This is a genomic window from Paenibacillus sp. J31P316, from assembly GCF_056269105.1.
Genome location: NZ_JBWDNI010000002.1, coordinates 257734 through 277469, shown reverse-complemented (window position 1 = coordinate 277469; position 19736 = coordinate 257734). Strand labels below are relative to the sequence as shown.

Here is a 19736-nt window from a genome sequence, read left to right as displayed (position 1 = left end):
GGGGGGCTTTGCGATGAGAGGAAGAAGCATGCGGCTCATGGCTGCGGCCGCGGCGACGGTCGCGATTCTTGCGCTCGTTGGCTGCAGGGAGAGCGCCGGCGTCCGGCCGGCAAGCGGAAAAGCCGGCGAGCCGAAGCAGGCTGCCGGCACGGCAAGCGAAGCCGGTAACAGCGTTCTCGGCAGCAGCGGCGGCGAAGCGGTCATGACGTATTGGGCCGAGCTGAACGGGAATGCGGCAAGCGCCAGGCAGCGTTTCCAGGACGTGCCGTTCTTCCAGGAATGGCAGCGCGAGACAGGCGTGAAGCTGACCTTCATCCAGCCCCCGTCGAACCAGGCGAAGGAAGCGATCAACGTGATGCTGGCGTCGGGCGAGCTGCCCGATATGATCGAGTACGAATGGGCGAACTTCCCGGGCGGGCCGGAGAAGGCGATCAAGGACGGCTATATTTTGAGGCTGAACGACGCGATCGACCGCTATGCCCCCAATCTGAAAGCCTACCTGCGCGAGCATCCGGACATCGATAAGCAGATCCGAACGGCGGGCGGCAGCTACTATATGTTCCCGTTCGTGCAGAACGACGACCGGCTGCGTACCTATCAGGGTCCGATCCTGCGGAAGGATTGGCTGGACGAGCTCGGTCTCGGCGTCCCGGAGACGATCGACGATTGGCATGCCGTTCTGAAGGCGTTCAAGGAGCGAAAGGGCGTCGAGGCTCCTCTCACGTTCCTTGGCGTGCCCTATCCGCTATTCGGTATCGAAGGCGGCGGCTTCATCGGCGCTTTCGGAATCAAGAAGGGTTTCTACCTCGAGAACGGCAAGGTGAAATACGGCGCGCAGGAGCCCGGTTACGAATCTTTCTTGACGATGTTCCGGGATTGGTATGACGAAGGGCTGATCGATCCGAATTTCGCCGCGGTCGACTCCGAGACGCAGGACGTCAGCATGCTGACGGGACGGAGCGGCGCGAGCATCTGGAACGCGGGGGCGGGCATCGGCACCTGGCTTCCCGTGCTCCGGCTGCACGACCCGTCGGCGGAGCTGGCTGCGGCTCCGTATCCCGTGCTGCATCGAGGCGATCGGCCGGCATTCGGGCAGCTCGCCCCGGCAGTCGGGTCAAGCGGCGGGGTGGCGATCTCGAACGCAAGCCCGAATGTCGAGCAGGCGGCTCGTCTGCTCGACTACGGGTACGGCCCGAAGGGCCATATGCTGTTTAACTTCGGCATTGAAGGCGTCAGCTACGAGATGAAGGACGGCTATCCGCGCTATACGGACCTGATCCTGAACAATCCGGCCAAGCTTGCGCCGTCCCAGGCGCTCGCGATGTATACGCGAGCCAGCTATTTCGGGCCGTTCGTCCAGGATGTCCGCTACATGGAGCAGTATTACGAGATGCCCGAGCAGAAGGAGGCGATTCGGCTTTGGGGCAATACGGACGCTTCGGATCATACGCTGCCGTCCACGCCCAAGACGGAACAAGAGAACGCCGAACTCTCGGCCATCATGCAGGACGTGGAGACGCTGACGGACGAGATGTCGCTAAAGTTCATTCTCGGCATCGAGCCGATGGACGGCTTCGTCGCCTATGCCGAAGAGCTGAAGCTGCTCGGCATCGACCGAGCGGTGGAGATTCAGCAAGCGGCATACGATCGATTCCGCCAGCCCGTTCGCGGCGAGCTCCCCGTATCGGAGTAACTGCGGAATTGCGGTAGCCCCTCCCTTGGCCTACAAGCCGAACAAAGAACAAGCTTATTTCGATGCCTCGGCTATCGAATGTCACAAACGGCAAAATCACAGTCGTAAGCGGCTGTGATTTTTTGTGGTAACCTCTATACCAAACAAGCCGACTCCGGTTGAATACCGTCGCCAGCTTGTTGTCTAGGCGTTTTGTCAATGTCCACCAAATGAGGTCTTGACCAGATTAGACAATCCGGCAAGCGCCTATGATGGTATAATGGTAGAAGAGATGAAGGGGAGGACAATCATATCCTGAAAACAGACTATATCGATGTATTAACGATCGTCTCGAGCAAGCTCTATGAGTCGGCCGCCAAGGTCATGGAAAGCGCCAGCAATATGATGCCGGCAAATACGTTTTGTATCGCGAATTTGGACAGCCAGTCTACAAAAGTAATCAAAGCCTTCAACCGCAGCGGCGTCATCCTGGAAGAAGGCCTTGTCATCAATAACGAAGAATCGTATTGCGCGCTTGTTACCGAGCATGCAAGAGGACCTCTAATCATTGAGAATAATTTGACCGATCCCTTAACCAAAGATATGGACGCGACGCAATTCGTAGGCGGATGTTCCTTTCTTGGCGTGCCTGTGTTCAAGGAAGACGGAGAGGTATACGGATCCTTGTGCGCTTTCGATCAAGGCTATTATCGGTACGAGGAGAAAGACGTACAGCTGCTGCTCTCTCTCTCCGCCTTATTTACATCGTTGCTGGAAGTCGAAGTTACGTTTCAGCAATTAAAGGCAGCCGAAGAGATGAACCTCCGGATGCTGGAAGAGAAGTCGAACCTCCTAACGATGCTTAATCATGAAGTCCGAGCACCCATGGATGGCGTGCTAAGCATGGTGAGCCTGTTGAATACGACCGAACTAAGCGAGGAACAAACCGTTTTTATCGACTTGATCGAGAAGAGTGGCAGCAATCTGCTTGCGATTATGGATCATATCGATCAATATGTGCGAATCGATGCCGGCGTGGATCTGGAGACGAGTCCATTCGATGTTCACGAAACGGTTGCCCATGTCATCAACATGCATGCCGAGGAAGCGAAGAATAAAGGGTTGCTATTGTCGGCTCGATTGGAAATAAACAGCGATTGGATATTGCTTGGAGACAGCGCGAAGCTGAATCAGATTCTGACGCATCTTGTCCGTAACGCGTTAAAATGCACCGAAAACGGAGAAGTCGAATTAGGGATCAAATTAATCGCCGTCCAGGACGACCAGGTCGACCTGGCGTTCGAAGTGAGGGATACCGGCATCGGAATTCCCGTCGGACTCCAGAAACGATTGTTCCGAACCTTCGCTCAAGTACACGATGATGTGCATGCCGCCAAATACGGCGGAGTCGGTCTCGGCTTATCGATCTGCAAACGGCTGGTGGAGCTGATGGGCGGAACGATCTGGTTGGAGCGCTCGAGCGAATCGGGCAGTTCGTTTATGTTCAGGGTACCCTTGAAACGACTTCGGACAACAAATTAGATTTCGGTAATGGATTAGCGAGTGTCCCGATGACAAGCCCTTATTCGCCAAAATAGCGGATGGGGTATTTTTTTACCGTACTTTTACCGTTCGTTTGGTATACTAAGCTATTATTTCAAATGCAGCGGCGGTGAGCGTAAACGTGAATATTTTGCTGGCGGAAGACGATAAGAAACTAGGCAAGCTTGTGAAATACATGCTGGAGAAGAAGGGCGGCTATCACGTCGATTGGGTGGAGAACGGCGAGGATGCGCTCGATTATGCACGCGGATCGGCTTATGACGTGCTCCTGCTGGACTGGATGATGCCGCTCATGAACGGCGTCGACGTCTGTAAGCGGCTGCGGGGCGACAATTATGGACAGGCCATCGTCCTGCTGACGGCCAAGGATTCGCTGCAGGATAAAATCTTCGGCCTCGATGCAGGAGCCGACGACTATCTGACGAAGCCTTTCGAAATGGATGAGCTGCTCGCTCGACTTCGCGTGCTGGCACGGCGGAATTTTGCGCCTAGGCAGTCGGATATCACGACGTTCGGGCCTTTCACGCTCAATCGCATGTCTCGTCAGCTGTCGCAGGACGGCGCGGAGATTCTGCTAAGTCCGAGAGAGTATCAGCTGCTCGATTTCTTCCTGCAGAACGCCGGCAACGTGTTGACGAGAGAGGCCATTCTCGATCGCATCTGGGGTGTCGGCAGCGACGTCTCCTACAAGAATGTCGACGTTACCGTGAAGATGCTCCGGGACAAGCTGGACGATTCCGGACGGGAACCGGCCATTCACAGCATCAGGGGGGTAGGCTACCGGTTTGAAATGGACGCTTAAAAAAGGGAAGAAACGCGACTTATTCCAATACACGCAGAGGAGGCTCACGGTTACCTACACGTGGACTATCATTCTGTTTCTGGCGTTATTCTCGATCATCGTATCGCTCTTCTTCATTTTCATGGCGTATCGGGAGCAGAGCAATTCGCTTCGCTCGACCATGAACGCGACCGAGGAAGGCCGTGTTGTCGTACCGGATCTGGAGAACAGCAACAGCGATGATTTGTACTTCTTCTATGTGCTGGATAATCTCGGTCAAGTGCTCGCTCAGAGCGATGCCATCCCGCAGCTTAGCGACAGCAATCGGGCGGAGATCGAGAATTGGCGGCCGGACGGAGATTCGTTCCGTTTGCGCTGGCAGCCTGAACAGCAGCAGCGTTACGGCGATCTTATGATCAGGACGGATGATCGGCTGCTCTTCATAGGCGCGCAGCGGATTATGACGACGAATGGACCGGCTACGATCTATGCGGCGAAGGATGTTACCTTTTACTGGGATATCCTCTGCAATCTGCTCTTCGTGTTCATCATTATTTTCATTGTTTTTATTGCAGCGGCGATCAAGCTCAGCTCCTCGATGTCCAAAAAGGCGATGATTCCGATTCAGCAAACGTTCAGGCAGCAGCAGCAATTTCTGGCGGATGCTTCTCATGAGCTGAGGACGCCGCTCAGCATCATGAACACGTCTCTCGAGGTAATCGAGCTCGAGAACGAGGATACCATTACGCCGTATTCGAAGGAAGTCGTGTCCGATATGAAGGAAGAGATCGGCCGGATGAGCCGTATGGTACAGCATCTGCTGCTGCTTGCCAGGTCCGACGCCGGTTCGGTCGAGTTCGAGATAGGCGCTTTCGACATTGTGCCGAAGCTTCGTCAGTGGGTGCTTGCCTTCGAAGGCGTTGCCCAGAAGAAGGCGATTACGCTGCGGACGATGCTGCCGGATACGCTGGTCGTGAAGGGCGATCCGGAGCGGCTGAAGCAGCTGGTCTATATCCTGCTCGACAATGCGATCAAGTACACGCCCGAGGCAGGCAAGGTCGACGTCGGTCTTGATCCAAATCCGAAGCAATGGCGAATCATCGTCCGGGACAGCGGCATCGGCATTGCCGAAGCGGATCAGCCGCGCATCTTCGACCGGTTCTACCGGGTCGAGAAGCATCGCTCTCGCGAAGAAGGCAGCGCGGGACTTGGACTCGCGATCGCGAAGCAGATCGTGATCGCCCATCGGGGCTCGGTCGTTCTCGAGAGCAAACCTGGGAAAGGAAGTACGTTTTCGGTCGAGTTTCCCACCGCGCACCTATAGAAAGCGAGTATCCCTTTCCCTTACAAGATGAAGAGAAAGGGAATTTTTCTGCCCTTTACCGTACTTTTACCAATGCTCGATATAGTTAGTCCTGTAAAGACGAGACCATGGATAGGAAAGGATGATTAAAGCGTGAAACGCATTAGACCTTGGGTGAAAAAAGCGCTGCTCGCATCCGTCATCATCATAGCTGTCGGAGCCGGCTTAAGCATGGTGGCCGGAGAGCGCGGTCGTGACGTATCGAAAGTGGTGAAGGTGAGTCAGGAGTTTCACGGAAGTCCCGCAGGCGATATGAAGCTTGAGCTAAGAGGCGGAGAGGCAGGAGCTGTGCCGGCGCCGCGCGGCGCGGATGCAGGCCTGATAGGTCCGCCGCAAGCGCCAATGCTCCGAGAGGGCGGCATGCGCATCGATCTGGGTCATGAACGCCATTTTGGTCACGGCATTGTGGTGGGCCTGATGATTCTACTCGCAGGACTTCTGTTGTTCTGGATAAGCAAGCGAGGCAAGCGGTCGAGAGTCGCGGATGGCCCGAATGCACTGGCCGGCATTCCGTCGGCATCGGATTTCCTGGACCAATGGGAAATGCAGCAAAATCAAGCGAAGGAGTCGAAGTAAGATGGGTATCTTCAGACGTGTCAAAGACGTGTTCCTAGCCGAAACGAACGGGCTGATCGATAAATGCGAGAAGCCGCTCAACATGGTGAACCAATATATGCGGGAATTCAGCGCGGAGCTGGAGAAAGGGCAGCATGCGCTTGCGCGTCAGCTGTTTATCGAGAAGCGGCAAGCGGCGCTGATCGGGAATGCCGAGGCGGCAGTCGAGAAGCGGGACCGCCAAGCGAGGCTTGCGGTGGCTCAAGGCGAGGATCAGATCGCGAAGCTGGCGCTGCAGGAGAAGCTGCTGCAGGAGAAGAAGCTGGCTGTCTACCGCGAGCAGTACGCCACGATTCAGGAACAAACGAAGGTGCTCGAGGAGCGCATCGCCCAGCTGCTGGTGCAATCGGAGGAGTACAATCACCGCCGGCTGCTGCTCGAATCCCGGGTGAACGTGGCAAGCTCCTTGAAGGAGCTGAACCAGAGCGTCGTATCGTTTCAGACGGACGGCATCGTCAGCGGATTTGCCCGCGCAGAGGAGAGGGTGCTGATGATCGAGGCGGAGCTGGAGGCCATGAATCATTTCAACGCGCCGGCCAAACGGTCCGCGCCTCAATATCTCGATCCGACGCTGACGGCTGAGATCGAAGCGTCGCTGGCGGAATTGAAGCAGCAGCCAACAGCGGAATAATTGCGTGAGCGGAGCGCAGTCGGCATAAGCTGAGCGGGCTTGGAGCGGCGAAACTATAATAACAACCGGCAGATTTCTGCCGGTTTTTTGTGTCGACCGCAATGGTGATTCATTTTCAAACTAGTGATTCGGATCTGCCAGAAAGCTATCTCCGGCATTTGCCTGTCGTGTATAATGGACATAACGAAATCTAAGGAGGAAATAACGATGAGAAAAACGCTGAGTCACCCCACCCCAACCTATAAGGGTGCTGCACGGTAATAATTACGAATCAACGGTGTGCTCTCTTATAGGCGCTCGACCATAACGCCTAAAGGGGTAGTTCCATGATTTCATTTCCATTGAAAAAATTTTTCTCGTATTACAAGCCTTATTTGCCATTGTTCATTCGCGTCTTGTCCTGTGCCTTCGTCGTATCTGCCATTACGTTGGCGTTTCCGTTGCTCGTTCGTTACATGACCAAGGACGTGCTGGCCGATGACTTAACATCGGCTCTGCCGCGGGTGTATGAAATCGGCGGACTCATGCTCGTGCTCGTCGCGATCCAGAACGTGAGCAACTATTTCGTGGATTACAAAGGCCATGAGATGGGCGCGCGCATGGAACGCGATCTGCGCGGAGAGCTGTTCGCTCACATGCAGAAGCTTTCCTTCGGGTTCTATGACAAGGAGAAGACAGGCCAGCTTATGTCTCGCATTACGAATGATCTGCTGCTCGTCTCCGAGCTGTATCATCACGGACCGGAAGACTATCTCAAGTATTTCGTCCGCTTCAGCGGTGCATTCGTCATCTTGTTCATGATCAACATGCCCTTGACGATCGCGGTTTTTTGCTTCTTGCCTATTATGGGCGTGCTGTCCATCTACTTCAATAAACGGCTGAATCAAGCGTTGCGCCGCAACAAAGAACGGATCGGAGACATTAACGCGCAGGTCGAGGACAGTTTATCGGGTATCCGCGTCGTCAAGTCGTTTGCCCGCGAGCAAGTAGAGATCGGGAAATTCGACCGGGAAAACAATCGTTTTCTTGACAGTCGCAAAGGAACGTATAAGGCAGAAGCACTGTTTTACAATTATTTTGAAGCGATTATTCAACTGATTTCCATTACGGTCGTCGTATTCGGAAGCATCGGTATTGTCCACGCCAACTTGGATTTGGCGGATCTGATCACGTTCTTGTTGTATGTCGGCTTTATGATCGAACCGATTCAGCGGTTGACGCATATGAGCACGCAGCTTCAAGAGGGCGTTACCGGGTTTCAGCGGTTCATGGACATTATGGATAGACAGCCGGACATCGAGAATGTCCCGGATGCCGTTGCGTTGTCGACTGTATGGGGACAGATTGAATGGAAGAACGTGACGTTTCGATACGAACCGCAGCTGAAGCCGGTCTTCACCAATCTTACGCTGAGGATTCGGCCAGGGGAGTATGTGGCGTTAGTCGGACCATCGGGTGCCGGCAAGACGACCTTATGCTCGCTCATCCCCAGGTTCTATGAAGCGACGGGCGGGGAAGTGCTGCTCGACGGCATCAACGTCCGCGACATCGAGCTTCAGTCGTTGCGGAGCAGTATCGGCGTCGTCCAGCAGGATGTCTACTTGTTTGCGGGCACGGTAATGGAGAACATCCGTTACGGTGATCCGAACGCAAGCGACGAAGCCATCATCGCGGCCGCTAAGCATGCCAACGCCCATGATTTTATTAGGCAGCTGCCGAACGGCTACCATTCCGAGATCGGTCAGCGGGGCGTCAAGCTATCCGGCGGTCAGAAGCAGCGACTCAGTATTGCGCGCGTATTTCTGAAAAATCCGCCTGTCTTGATCTTGGATGAAGCGACGAGTTCCCTCGACAACGAGAGCGAAAGCTTCGTCCAGGAGTCGTTGGAAGCGTTGGCCAGAGGGCGAACCACGCTAGTCATTGCCCATCGGCTGTCCACCATTCGCAATGCAAGCCGAATCATCGTGTTAACGGAGGACGGCATCGCGGAGCAAGGCGCACATGCCGAATTGATTGCCCGTGATGGCGTGTATGCCCGATTGTATGCAAAGCAGATTGAACGACTGGTCTAATCGGACGAGTTGAACGACGATCAAGTCAAATCAACTGAAGGCTCAAACCGAAAAATCGGCTTTCACGTCTCACATCGAGAAGGTGAAAGCCGATTTTTGGTTGGAAAGAACGACTATCGAAACAAGGAGGTGGATTTATGCTATTCATGCTGATAGTCAAAGCCTCGAAGAATTCGGAAGCCGGAAATCTCCCGAGCCAGGAGCTCATTGATGCCATGACGAAGTACAATGAGGACTTGGTTAAGGCAGGCGTGCGGGTTGAGGCCAAAGGGCTTCATCCAAGCTCAAACGGGATCCGCTTCTCCTATCCGAAACCAGGGGAAGAGCCGGTGGTTACGGAAGGTCCATTTACGGAATCCAACGAATTGATTGCCGGGTTCATTCTGATTGATGTGAAGTCGAGGGAAGAAGCCATCGAGTGGGCCATGCGGATGCCGGACCCCAAGGACATGGGGAAGGTCAGATTGAACTTCGTCAAGTATTCGAGGCAACGAAGCGGAACTTGCATTCATAAGAAAGGCGGGAACCTGCTGCTAAAATCAACTTCCTGCCGGCTGTTCGGTCCGAAGGCTATCAGGTGATCAAATGCGGCGCTCTGCGCGTTTAACTTCACAAGATACAAATTCCACTTTTTCAAGACTCTAGCAAAACGTTTATAATAGAAGACGTCAAACCAAGATCAATCGACGAAAGAGAGGCGGCATGCAGGATGGAAACAAGGCAGTACGGCAGAACCGACATGAACGTGAGCATTCTCGGCTTCGGCGGCGCGGAAATCGGCTTCGAGGGCGTCAGCGCCGAAGAAGCGGACAAATTGCTCGGCAGTGCGCTCGACGCGGGGCTGAACGTCATCGACACGGCGGAATGTTACGCAACGAGCGAGGAGCTGATCGGCAAGACGATTGCGCGGCGGCGAGGGGATTATTATTTGTTCACCAAATGCGGCCATGCGTCCGGCTTCGACCAGCCCGACTGGGATCCGGCCATGCTTGAAGCCAGCATCGACCGCAGCTTGAAGCGATTGCAGACGGACTACGTCGACATCGTGCATCTGCACAGCTGTTCCGAGGAACTGCTGCGCCAAGGCGACGTCATCGACGTGCTGAAACGGGCGAAAGAGAAAGGCAAGACGCGCTACATCGGCTACAGCGGCGACCATAAAGCCGCGCTCTATGCGGTGCAATGCGGCGCCTTCGACTCGCTCGAAACGTCGGTCAACATCGCCGACCAGGAGGCGATAACGCTGACGATTCCGGAGGCGCAGCGGAGAGGCATCGGCGTCGTCGCGAAACGGCCGATCGCGAACGCGGCCTGGAAGACCGGCAAGAAGCCGGAATCCGGGTACCATCATACGTACTGGGATCGGCTGCAGACGCTCGGCTACGACTTCCTGCAGGGCGACATGAGCGATTCGATCGGCACGGCGCTCCGCTTCACGCTGTCCGTACCGGGCGTGAACGCCGCCATCGTCGGCACGACGAAGCCGGACCGTTGGACGGAGAATGCCCGTTTGCTGGCGCAGGGCTTGCTGTCGGCGGAACGTTATGAGGCGATTCGCGCGCAGTGGAAGGCGAAGGCTCAGGCTGAGTGGATTGGCCAAGGCTGAGATTCCGGATTTGGCTGCCGAATAGAGGCGTAACGAAAAAGGAGGCTGGCGAATGCGCCGGCTCAGATTGTAGAGAAACCACCGTTTTTTTCAAAACGGCCGGTTTCTCTTTTGTTTTGGAGCCCATAAATAAGCTTAGGAATGAGTTTGCTCCGGTTACGCCCTCCGTTCTCCATCATCGAGCATGATGCACGAAACCGGAAAACGGCCTTATAGTCAACTCTTCAAGCTCCGCGAAGTAGTCGATTCAAGGATGTTGCATCAAATAACTGCAAATCTGCCGTTATTTTCAACGTTAATGTCGGGATAATGGAAATAACTTCAAATATGCAGCTAATTGACTGACTTTGAGCCCATTTTGCGATTAATCGGATAAATAAATGCACGTTTGCGTTTATTCCATTGGAACCCGGTTGAAATTCGAAAATAAATGCAGATTTGCATCTATTTCGGAAACAAGGTGAATCCTACATGTTCGATATCGCCTATACGTGCCGAATAGCTCCCGATGACCGAATGGCATCTTTCTCGACAGCCTGAGGCTGGCGAATGTGCCAGTCCTTTTCCGTATCAAGCCACGCGAGATAGCAATGAGAAGGAGGCGGGGGCAGCCAGAGGCCGGTTTACATCGATTGAATACGCAGGTTCTCGTCGGTCCGAGAATGTTCCCGCAAAACTCGTCTTCAACCTGCAGCAAGCCTCCATTGCAAGCGATCCATTGAAATTTCGACTATAGCGACCGAAACCAGATGACGTCTTCATGGCGGCCTCTGGTTTTTTGGCGTTTGGCGGATAAACGTCGAAGTTACGCAGCCGATTTATAAAATCCCGCCTCGATGGCAATAATTGGGTAGTCATTAGATTTGCAGACGCACCGGACGAAATAATCGCGTTCGCTGATTCTACACCGATTTCTCCGGAGGAGCCTATCATGCCTACCACAATCGAACAACTCAGCCAGTACGCACACGAGCTGGCGCTCGAGCAACAAATCAAAGCCGCGGCCGGCCAGCCCGGTTATATAAAGAAACACTTCGACGCGGACATCGCGAGCATCCGATCTTTCGTCGCTTTGCTGCAGAACGAGCCGGTCGGCTGCGGACAGCAGGCCGAGGAATGGCTTCTCGACAACGCGGAATTCATCGAGGAGCAGGCGCTCGACGTGAAGCTGCATCTGTCCAAGCCGTCGCTTGTCCATCTGCCGCGGTTACGCGGCAAGGAGCGTTTGCGCATTCATGCGCTTTGTTTGGCGTATCTCGATCAGGTGGACGGCATCCTGGACGAGGGAACCCTTCGGGCGTTCCTTGGCGCCTATCAGGAAATATCCGTATTGACGCTCGCCGAAGCCCGTTCGATTCCGATCATGCTTAAGGTGTCGCTGATCGGCAAGATCGCCGAAACCATGGCACTGGTGCGGGATAGACGGGAAGTATGCAGCCAGGTTCAACTGCTGCTGAAGCGGATAGAACCCGCCAAGATAAGCGCCGATTCCATCGGCACGGCGCTTGGGCAAGCAGGACAGAGCGAGCCGTTGTCCGGTCCTTGGGCTGCGCATCTCATCAGCCATTTGCGGGAGTGGACGGGCGATTCGGCTGTCGTGCGCGAATGGCTCATCTGCAATTACGAGAACGGTTCGGAAGATCTCGACCGCGTCGTCACGTACGAGGCGAAGCTTCAAGCCGCCTATCAAATGAAGGCAGGCAATCTGATCACGAGCCTGCGCAGCAACGAGCGGAGGGATTGGGCAGAGCTGTTCCAGGAGATCAGTCTGCTCGATCGCACCATGCGCGAGGACAACACGGGCATCTACGTCCGGTTGGATGCGGCCAGCAGGAACGAGATCCTGAACAGGATCGAAGCGCTGGCAAGACAGATGCGCGTGCCGGAGAGCCTCGTAGCTTCGCAATCGCTCGCGCTCGCCAAGCAAGCTTTCGAATCCGCTACTTCAAATTCGGAAGCCAACGAAAGTGGGGATACAGGAGGAGTTCATGGGCAAGATGAGCTTCCTCGCCAAGCCTTTGCGGCGTATTACGTCTTCGAGCCGGTTGGCGTGAGCCGCTTGGTTCAAGCGTTGAAGCAATGCAGCAGGCCGCGGAAAATGCCGGGCGAACGTTTAGCCGGACGCGCGCCCATGAACTATTTCGCCTCGCTGCTGGGGCTGTTCGCGCTGCTGCTGGTCGCCTTGGCGGCTTGGGTCGTCGATTGGCGCACGATCTCTGCCGCCGGTATGGCGGCTGTGCTGGTCGCGCTGCTGTTCCCCGTAAGCGAATGGGTCATGACCGGATTGCATTTCGGGATCGAGCGCATCTGCCGGGCTAAGCCGCTGCTGCGGTATGACTATTCGAACGGCATTGCGCCCGAAGCCGCGACGATGGTCGTCATACCGGCTATATGGTCGACGGTCCAAGAAGTGGAGGAGCTTACCGACCGGCTCGAGATCCACTATTTGGGCAATCGGGACCCGAATATTCATTACGCGCTGCTGGGCGATTTCGCCGACGCGAAGGAAGAACGCCTTCCTGCCGACGAGCTGCTAATCGCCGCGGGCAAAGCCCGTATCGACCGCTTGAACCGCATGTACGGGGGAGAGAGCGGCACGACCTTTCATTATTACCAGCGAGCCAGGCAGTGGAATCCCGGCGAAGGCGCATTCATGGGCTGGGAGCGAAAGCGGGGCAAGCTGGTCGAGTTCGTGGAGCTGCTTCGCGGCAGCGGAAACACCAGCTACGAGTTGAAGCACGGCGATCAACGGGTGCTGCCCGAGATTCGTTATATCATCACCCTGGACGCCGACACCCAATTGCCGCTCGGAAGCGCGCAGCGGCTGATCGGCACGCTGCATCTTCCCTACAACCGACCGCGCTTGAACAAGGCGGGAACAAGGGTCGTGGAAGGGTACGGCGTCCTGCAGCCCCGCATCGGCACCAGCCACGTCTCTGCCATGCGTTCTCGGCTGGCTTATTATTGGTCCGATCCGGGCATCGACCCGTATGCGTTTACCGTCTCCGATCCGTATCAGGACGCGCTCGGCGCCGGCATTTTCACGGGCAAAGGAATATTCGACGTCGACGTATTCGCTCAGCTGCTCGGAGAACGCATTCCGGACAACACCGTGCTTAGCCATGATTTGCTCGAAGGCGGATTTCTGCGGGCGGCGCTCGTATCCGACATCGAGTTGATCGAAGAGCATCCGTCCACGTTTCTCTCTTTCCAGAAACGGATGCACAGATGGATTCGCGGCGACTGGCAGCTGTTGTGCTGGCTCCGCGCCAAGCTATGCGACCGGCGCGGCGTGCTGCAGCCGATCGACCTGTCCCTGCTCACGCGCTGGCAGATCGTCGACAATCTGCGGCGCAGCTTGCTGCCGATTGCGCTGTTCGTGCTGTTCGCGCTGGCCGTTACCGTTCTGCCCGGTTATTCGGCGCGCTGGCTGGCGCTCTTGCTCGCCACGCTGCTGCTGCCCTTGATCAGGCAGATAGCCGGCACGAACCCGGCGGACATGCATCCGAATCGCCTATTGTCGACGCTCGTGTTGGCAGTCATCGGATTCTGGACGCTTCCGTTCCAGACGGCCGTGCTGCTGGATGCCATCGTCAAAACTGTATACCGCATGGCGTTCAGCAAACGCCGGATGCTGGAATGGACCAGCTTCTCGGAGACGGAACGAAACCAAGGCCAATCGCGGCGAAGCCTAATTCTAGGCGCCGGCGGAGGGTATACCCTGATCGTGTTATTCGCGGCTGCGGCTGTCCTGCAGCCGAATGACGGTCTCCTGTGGTTCGGGCTGGTCCTGTGCTTCTTCTGGGCGCTTGCTCCGCTAGCGGTGCGCTGGCTGGATCAGCCCGTGCTCGAAGCCGAGCGACCGCTTGAAGCGGCGGACGCGGAGCAGCTGCGCGGGCTGGCGAAGGAAATTTGGCAGTTCTACGAGGACTTTGCCGGGAAAGAGGACCACTTCCTTCCGCCGGACAACGTGCAGATCGAGCCGTCGAACGGCGTCGCTCACCGGACGTCGCCGACCAACATCGGCTTTCTCCTGACGGCAGCCGTAGCCGCAAGAGAGCTGGGTTTCATCACGACGCAGGTGCTCGTGGAACGCCTTGAGCGTACAGTCGGCGTGGTCGAACGGATGGAGAAGTGGAATGGCCATTTGTACAACTGGTACGATACCACGACGCTTGCGCTGCTTCATCCGGCCTATGTCTCGACGGTGGATTCCGGCAACTTCGCGGCCAGCCTGATGACCGTCAAGCAAGGACTGCTTCGCTGGCTGCAAGAGGACGGCTGGGGCAAAGGATCGCGGCGGACACCGGGCCATTTTGCCGCAGTCGGCACGGAATTTGCCGTCGAGCTGGATCAGATCCGTCCGGAGGATCTTAACGATGCGCACGAAGAGGCGCTGCATCCGGACAAGGCAGGGCAGCCGCCTGCGGCGACCGCTTGGATCAGCCTTGGCTATGAGCTCGTCGAACGATTGGAACGGCTCATCGTCTCGACGGATTTCCGGCAGCTCTACGACGACAAGGCCAAGCTGTTCGTGCTCGGCTACCATGCCGATTCGGGCCGCAGGGATACCATTCTCTACGATTTACTGGCTTCGGAGGCGAGGCAAACGAGCTTCGTCGCCATCGCGCTCGGCCAAATCTCGGTCTCCCACTGGCTGGCTATCGGCCGCACGGCCAAGAAGCAGGGCAGCCACACGGCGCTGATCTCTTGGTCGGGCACGATGTTCGAGTATATGATGCCGTGGCTGATCATGCGAACCTATCCGGGTACGGTCTGGGAAAGCACGTACCGCGGGATCGTGCAGCGTCAGATCGAATACGCGAAGGAACGCGGCGTGCCCTTCGGCATCTCGGAATCGGGCTATTACGCGTTCGATTACCAGCTGAATTACCAGTACCGCGCCTTCGGCGTGCCGGGGCTTGGATTCAAGCGCGGGCTCGAAGAGGACGTGGTCGTAGCTCCGTATGCGGCAATCATGGCGCTCCCGTTCGCGCTGCGCGATGGCTTGCGAAACTTAGAGCGGCTGGATCGACTCGGCGCGCGCGGGCAATACGGTTACTACGAGGCGATCGATTTTACCGCCGGCCGCATGCCGCAGGGCGAATCCTTCAAAGTCATTCAAAGCTTCATGGCGCATCACCAAGGCATGAGCCTCCTCACGCTGGCCAACATGCTGGTGCCGGCATGCATGATCGACTACTTCCATGCGGATAAACGAGTTCGGGCTGCCGAGCTGCTGCTCATCGAGCGGATCCCGTCGAAATCGGCGATTCTGAATCGGGAGCTGCCGGGAAGGACGAGCAGGGGCAACGATCCGAAGCCGGCGCATAACGCCCCGTTGCGCGAATTCGAGGCGGTGCCGGCGCCCATTCCCGAGGCGAACGTGCACGGCAACGGCTCGCTGACGACGGTCTTGACGGAAACCGGCAGCGGCTTCATCCGGTACAATGGCCTTGACTTGACCCGCTGGAGGGAGGATCCGGTCACGGATCCTTGGGGCAGCTTCATGTACATTCGGGACGTCGCGAAGAATGTCTACTGGTCCCCGTCCTATCAACCCTGCCGCAAGAATGCGGATCAACAGAGCGTGCAGTTCATGCAGGAGCGGACAACGTTCCAGCGCGCGGATGATGGACTGCTGACGAAGCTCGAGGTAACGGTATCGGCCGAGCATAACGCGGAGCTCCGCCGGTTGACCTTGACCAACAACACGCAGGAGGCGCGAATCGTCGAAGTGACGACGTTCATGGAACTGTCCATGGCAGCGCATGACGCGGACAAGGCCCATCCGGCTTTCACCAAGCTGTTCGTTCAAACGGAGTTCGCCCCGGAAGCGCAATGCCTGCTTGCCCGCAAGCGCCCGCGCAATGAAGGCGAGCCATCCCTATGGGCGTTTCACGTTCTTGGAGAGGGAGACAGCATCCAAGGCGAGGTGGAATTCGAGACCGACCGCGCGGCCTTCATCGGAAGAGGGCATACGCTCGCCAACCCTCGCGGCTTGGACGCGCGGCTTGGCGGCGCGGTCGGCTCCGTCGCGGACCCGGCCTTCATCATGCGCAGACGGGTTCAGGTGGATCCAGGCAAACACGTCAGCTTAACGGCCATAACCGGCGCTGCCGACAGCAAGGAGCAGGCGCTGGAAATCGCGGCGAGCTTGTTGCCGCCCCAGCAGACGGAACGTTCTTTCCAGCTGGCATGGACGCGAAGCCAAATCGATCTGCAGCATCTGCACATCGCCGACGCCGATGCATCCGCCTACCAGCTGCTGGCCGGACGCATCCTGTTCGCCTCGCCGCTTCGGCCGGAGCAAGAGGCCGGCATCGCCGCGAACGCGAAAGGGCAGCCGGGGCTGTGGGCGCACGGCGTTTCCGGTGACAGGCCGATCGCATTGGTACGCATCGAAGATACGTCGAGCCTGCCGTTCATGAACAAGCTGTTGGTCGGCTATGAATATTTGCGTCGGAAAGGGCTGCTCTTCGATCTCGTGATTTGGAACGAGTCCTCCGGCGGCTATCAACAGGAGCTGCGGGATGCGCTGCAGCGGATGATCGAGCAATACGCGCCTAATCAGGGCAATGGCGCAGGCGTGCATATCGTCGCGGCATCCGGGCAGCCGGACGAGGACAGGCATCTGCTGTTCGCCGCGGCGAGGCTGCTGCTGCATGCGGATGGACCGAGCCTGAGAGCCCAGCTGCTGCCGCGCGAGCCCAAGCTCGCTAAGCAAGCGCCCATGCTGGAACCCGCTGCGCCGCCCATCCGTTATTCCGATAAACCTGCGCGGGACGAGAGCGCCGGTCTGTTCTTCAACGGATACGGGGCCTTCTCGCCGGACGGCGGCGAGTACCGGATCGTGCTGCGGGGCGGGCAGCATCTGCCCGCGCCTTGGATCAACGTGGTGGCGAACGCGAATTTCGGCTTCCTGGCCTCCGAGCTGTACACCGGCCAAACCTGGTGGAGAAACAGCCGCGAATGCAAGCTGACGCCATGGTCCAACGATCCTGCCCTTGATCCGCCTGGCGAAGCCGTCTACGTACGGGATGAATGGAGCGGCGAATACTGGGGCATGGCTCCTTCACGGAAGACGGAATCGACGGCGGCGTATACGGTGGCGCACGGACAAGGCTATTCGCGCTACGAGCACGAGAGCCATGGTCTCCGGCACGAGATGACCGCGTTCGTTCCGCCGGAAGATCCCGTCAAGATTATCCGGCTTCGATTGGTTAACGATACGACCGACGTGCGGAAACTGTCCGTGACGTATTACGCCGAGTGGGTGATCGGCGTGCATCGCGAAGGAAACGCCTCCAGCATCGTCACGGAATGGGATGCGGAACAGCGCATTCTGCTTGCGCGGAACACGTATCAAGACACGTTCCGCGACGCAACGCCGTTCCTTGCGATCCATCCGCCGACGCCGGAGGCGAGCCAGTCATGGACGGGAAGCCGTCTGTCGTTCATCGGCCGGGAAGGCGACCTCGAAGATCCCGTCGCCATGCGCAAGGCGCATCTCTCGGGCGAGACGGGTCCGGTGCATGATGCCTGCGGAGCCGTTCAAGTCTCCGTATCGCTCGAACCCGGCGAGGACGGCGTCGTCTATATCCTGCTGGGCTGCGGCGATTCCCGCGAATCCGCGGCGCGGCTAGCCCTAAAGTACGGCGAAGCCGACGCATGCGAACAAGCCTTGCAAGACATGCGCGCCTTCTGGAAAGACGTAAACGGTACGATCCGGGTTGCCACGCCTTCGGCCGAAATGGATATTATGCTGAACAATTGGCTGCTCTATCAGTCGTTGTCGTGCCGGATGTGGGCGCGCACGGCCTTCTATCAGGCGGGAGGCGCATTCGGCTTCCGCGACCAGCTTCAGGATTCGCTGGCCATGCTGCATATCCGGCCCGAAATGACGAGGGAGCAGATCATTCGCCATGCCTCGCACCAGTACCGCGAAGGGGACGTGCAGCATTGGTGGCATGAAGAGACGCACCGCGGCATCCGCACGCGGTTCTCGGACGATCTGCTCTGGCTGCCGTATGCCGTCGTTCGCTATCTGGCACATACGGAGGACGAGAGCATTTTGACGGAAATCGCGCCTTTCCTGCAGAGCGAGCACCTGAAGGAAGACGAGCACGAGCGCTACGAAGAGACCGTCCAGTCGCAGGAGAGCGGCACGATTCTCGAGCATTGCTTCCGCGCGCTGGACCGCGCGCTTCGATTCGGCGAACACGGGCTGCCGCTCATGGGCATCGGTGATTGGAACGACGGCATGAGCAATATCGGACCGCAAGGGCGCGGAGAGAGCGTGTGGCTGGGCTGGTTCCTGGGCGATGTCCTGCGCGGCATTGCGGGAATCTGCGAGCGGCGCGGCGAACGGGAACATGCGGAGCGGTACTTGAGCGCTCGCCGGTTGCTGGAGAAGGATATGCAGGAAGCGGCTTGGGACGGAAATTGGTACCGCCGCGCGTTCACCGACGCCGGCGATTGGCTGGGATCCGTCCGTAACGCGGAATGCCGGATCGATGCCATCGCCCAATCCTGGTCGGTCATCTCCGGCATGGCGCCGCCGGAGCGCGCGCAGCAGGCGATGCGCTCCTTCGACCGCGAGCTGGTCGACCGCCATCTAGCCATCGCGCACATCCTGACGCCGCCTTTTGACAAAACCAAGCCAAGCCCGGGCTATATTCAAGCCTATCCGCCCGGCATCCGGGAGAACGGGGGCCAGTACACGCACGGCGTCATCTGGAGCATCGTAGCCTGGAGCATGCTCGGAGACGGGAACAAGGCGTTCGAGCTGTTCCATATGTTCAACCCGATCACGCACGCGAAGTCCGCGTTCGAAGCCCGAACTTACGTCGGGGAGCCGTACGCGATGACGGCCGACGTCTATACGGAACCGCCGCATCGCGGACATGCGGGTTGGACGTGGTATACCGGCGCGGCGGGATGGATGTACCAAGCGGGCATCGAGTGGATATTGGGGCTGCAGCGAAGAGGGGAACGGCTGTTGATCAAGCCCTGCATTCCTGCCGAATGGCCGGAATTCACCGTTACGTACACGTACAAGAGCACGGCATACCGGATTATCGTTTCCAATCCGTCGCATAAATCCAGCGGATGTACCGCATTGCGGATCGATGGAAGGGAAGCCGAGCTGAGCGCGCATCTGTTGGAGGACAGTCCGTTTATCACGCTGGAGGACGACCAAGGGGAGCACGTGATCGAACTGACTTTATAGCGAGGTTCGCAGGCGGGGACATGCAGTCTGCATCCGCATGGCGTATGAGTGACAAAAAGCCGCGTAACTGCGGCTTTTTGCTTTTTCGTCCGAAGTCCACATTCGAAGTCCATGATCAGTGGCTGCGGTCCGGCTTTCGCTCTTGATTTACAACTCCCGTTGAATTATATTAATTATAAGAACATACGTTCTGTGTTGTGT

9 protein-coding genes and 1 pseudogene are annotated in these 19736 nt (G+C 57.3%); all 10 read left to right on the top strand.

Features of this window, described 5'->3' with window-relative positions; all coding sequences use genetic code 11:
- The first annotated feature begins 13 nt into the window (after positions 1-13).
- Positions 14-1693 (top strand): extracellular solute-binding protein, encoded by a 1680-nt coding sequence (locus tag AC0YNU_RS06615; RefSeq protein ID WP_475754488.1) that lies wholly within the window; start codon positions 14-16, stop codon positions 1691-1693.
- Positions 1694-2074: 381 nt separating this feature from the next.
- Positions 2075-3214, top strand: a complete 1140-nt coding sequence (locus tag AC0YNU_RS06610; protein WP_475754486.1) for a GAF domain-containing sensor histidine kinase — start codon at positions 2075-2077, stop codon at positions 3212-3214.
- 142 nt (positions 3215-3356) lie between these two features.
- Positions 3357-4037, top strand: coding sequence for a response regulator transcription factor (locus AC0YNU_RS06605; RefSeq protein WP_475754484.1), 681 nt, complete (start codon positions 3357-3359; stop codon positions 4035-4037).
- A complete protein-coding gene (locus AC0YNU_RS06600; protein ID WP_475754482.1) occupies positions 4021-5340 on the top strand; it encodes a sensor histidine kinase in 1320 nt (439 codons plus the stop codon). Before AC0YNU_RS06605 ends, AC0YNU_RS06600 begins: the two co-directional genes overlap by 17 nt.
- A 132-nt stretch (positions 5341-5472) precedes the next feature.
- Positions 5473-5955: a hypothetical protein gene (locus tag AC0YNU_RS06595; RefSeq protein WP_475754480.1), complete on the top strand. Its 483-nt coding sequence runs from the start codon at positions 5473-5475 to the stop codon at positions 5953-5955.
- 1 nt (position 5956) lies between these two features.
- Positions 5957-6625 (top strand): PspA/IM30 family protein, encoded by a 669-nt coding sequence (locus tag AC0YNU_RS06590; protein ID WP_475754478.1) that lies wholly within the window; start codon positions 5957-5959, stop codon positions 6623-6625.
- A gap of 326 nt (positions 6626-6951) precedes the next feature.
- The gene (locus AC0YNU_RS06585) at positions 6952-8697 is read left to right on the top strand and encodes an ABC transporter ATP-binding protein (protein WP_475754476.1); all 1746 of its coding nucleotides are present in this window, start codon (positions 6952-6954) and stop codon (positions 8695-8697) included.
- 137 nt (positions 8698-8834) lie between these two features.
- A pseudogene (locus AC0YNU_RS06580) lies at positions 8835-9211 on the top strand (YciI family protein).
- Between the two features lie 195 nt (positions 9212-9406).
- Positions 9407-10303, top strand: a complete 897-nt coding sequence (locus tag AC0YNU_RS06575; RefSeq protein WP_475754474.1) for an aldo/keto reductase — start codon at positions 9407-9409, stop codon at positions 10301-10303.
- A 931-nt stretch (positions 10304-11234) separates the two neighbouring features.
- On the top strand, positions 11235-19535 hold the full coding sequence (locus AC0YNU_RS06570) for a GH36-type glycosyl hydrolase domain-containing protein (RefSeq protein WP_475754472.1): 8301 nt from the start codon (positions 11235-11237) through the stop codon (positions 19533-19535).
- Positions 19536-19736: the final 201 nt, after the last annotated feature.

Coding starts and splice junctions, on each gene's coding strand:
- AC0YNU_RS06615 (WP_475754488.1), top strand. CDS start 14: ATGAGAGGAAGAAGCATGCGGCTCATGGCTGCGGCCGCGGCGACGGTC.
- AC0YNU_RS06610 (WP_475754486.1), top strand. CDS start 2,075: ATGATGCCGGCAAATACGTTTTGTATCGCGAATTTGGACAGCCAGTCT.
- AC0YNU_RS06590 (WP_475754478.1), top strand. CDS start 5,957: ATGGGTATCTTCAGACGTGTCAAAGACGTGTTCCTAGCCGAAACGAAC.
- AC0YNU_RS06585 (WP_475754476.1), top strand. CDS start 6,952: ATGATTTCATTTCCATTGAAAAAATTTTTCTCGTATTACAAGCCTTAT.
- AC0YNU_RS06575 (WP_475754474.1), top strand. CDS start 9,407: ATGGAAACAAGGCAGTACGGCAGAACCGACATGAACGTGAGCATTCTC.
- AC0YNU_RS06570 (WP_475754472.1), top strand. CDS start 11,235: ATGCCTACCACAATCGAACAACTCAGCCAGTACGCACACGAGCTGGCG.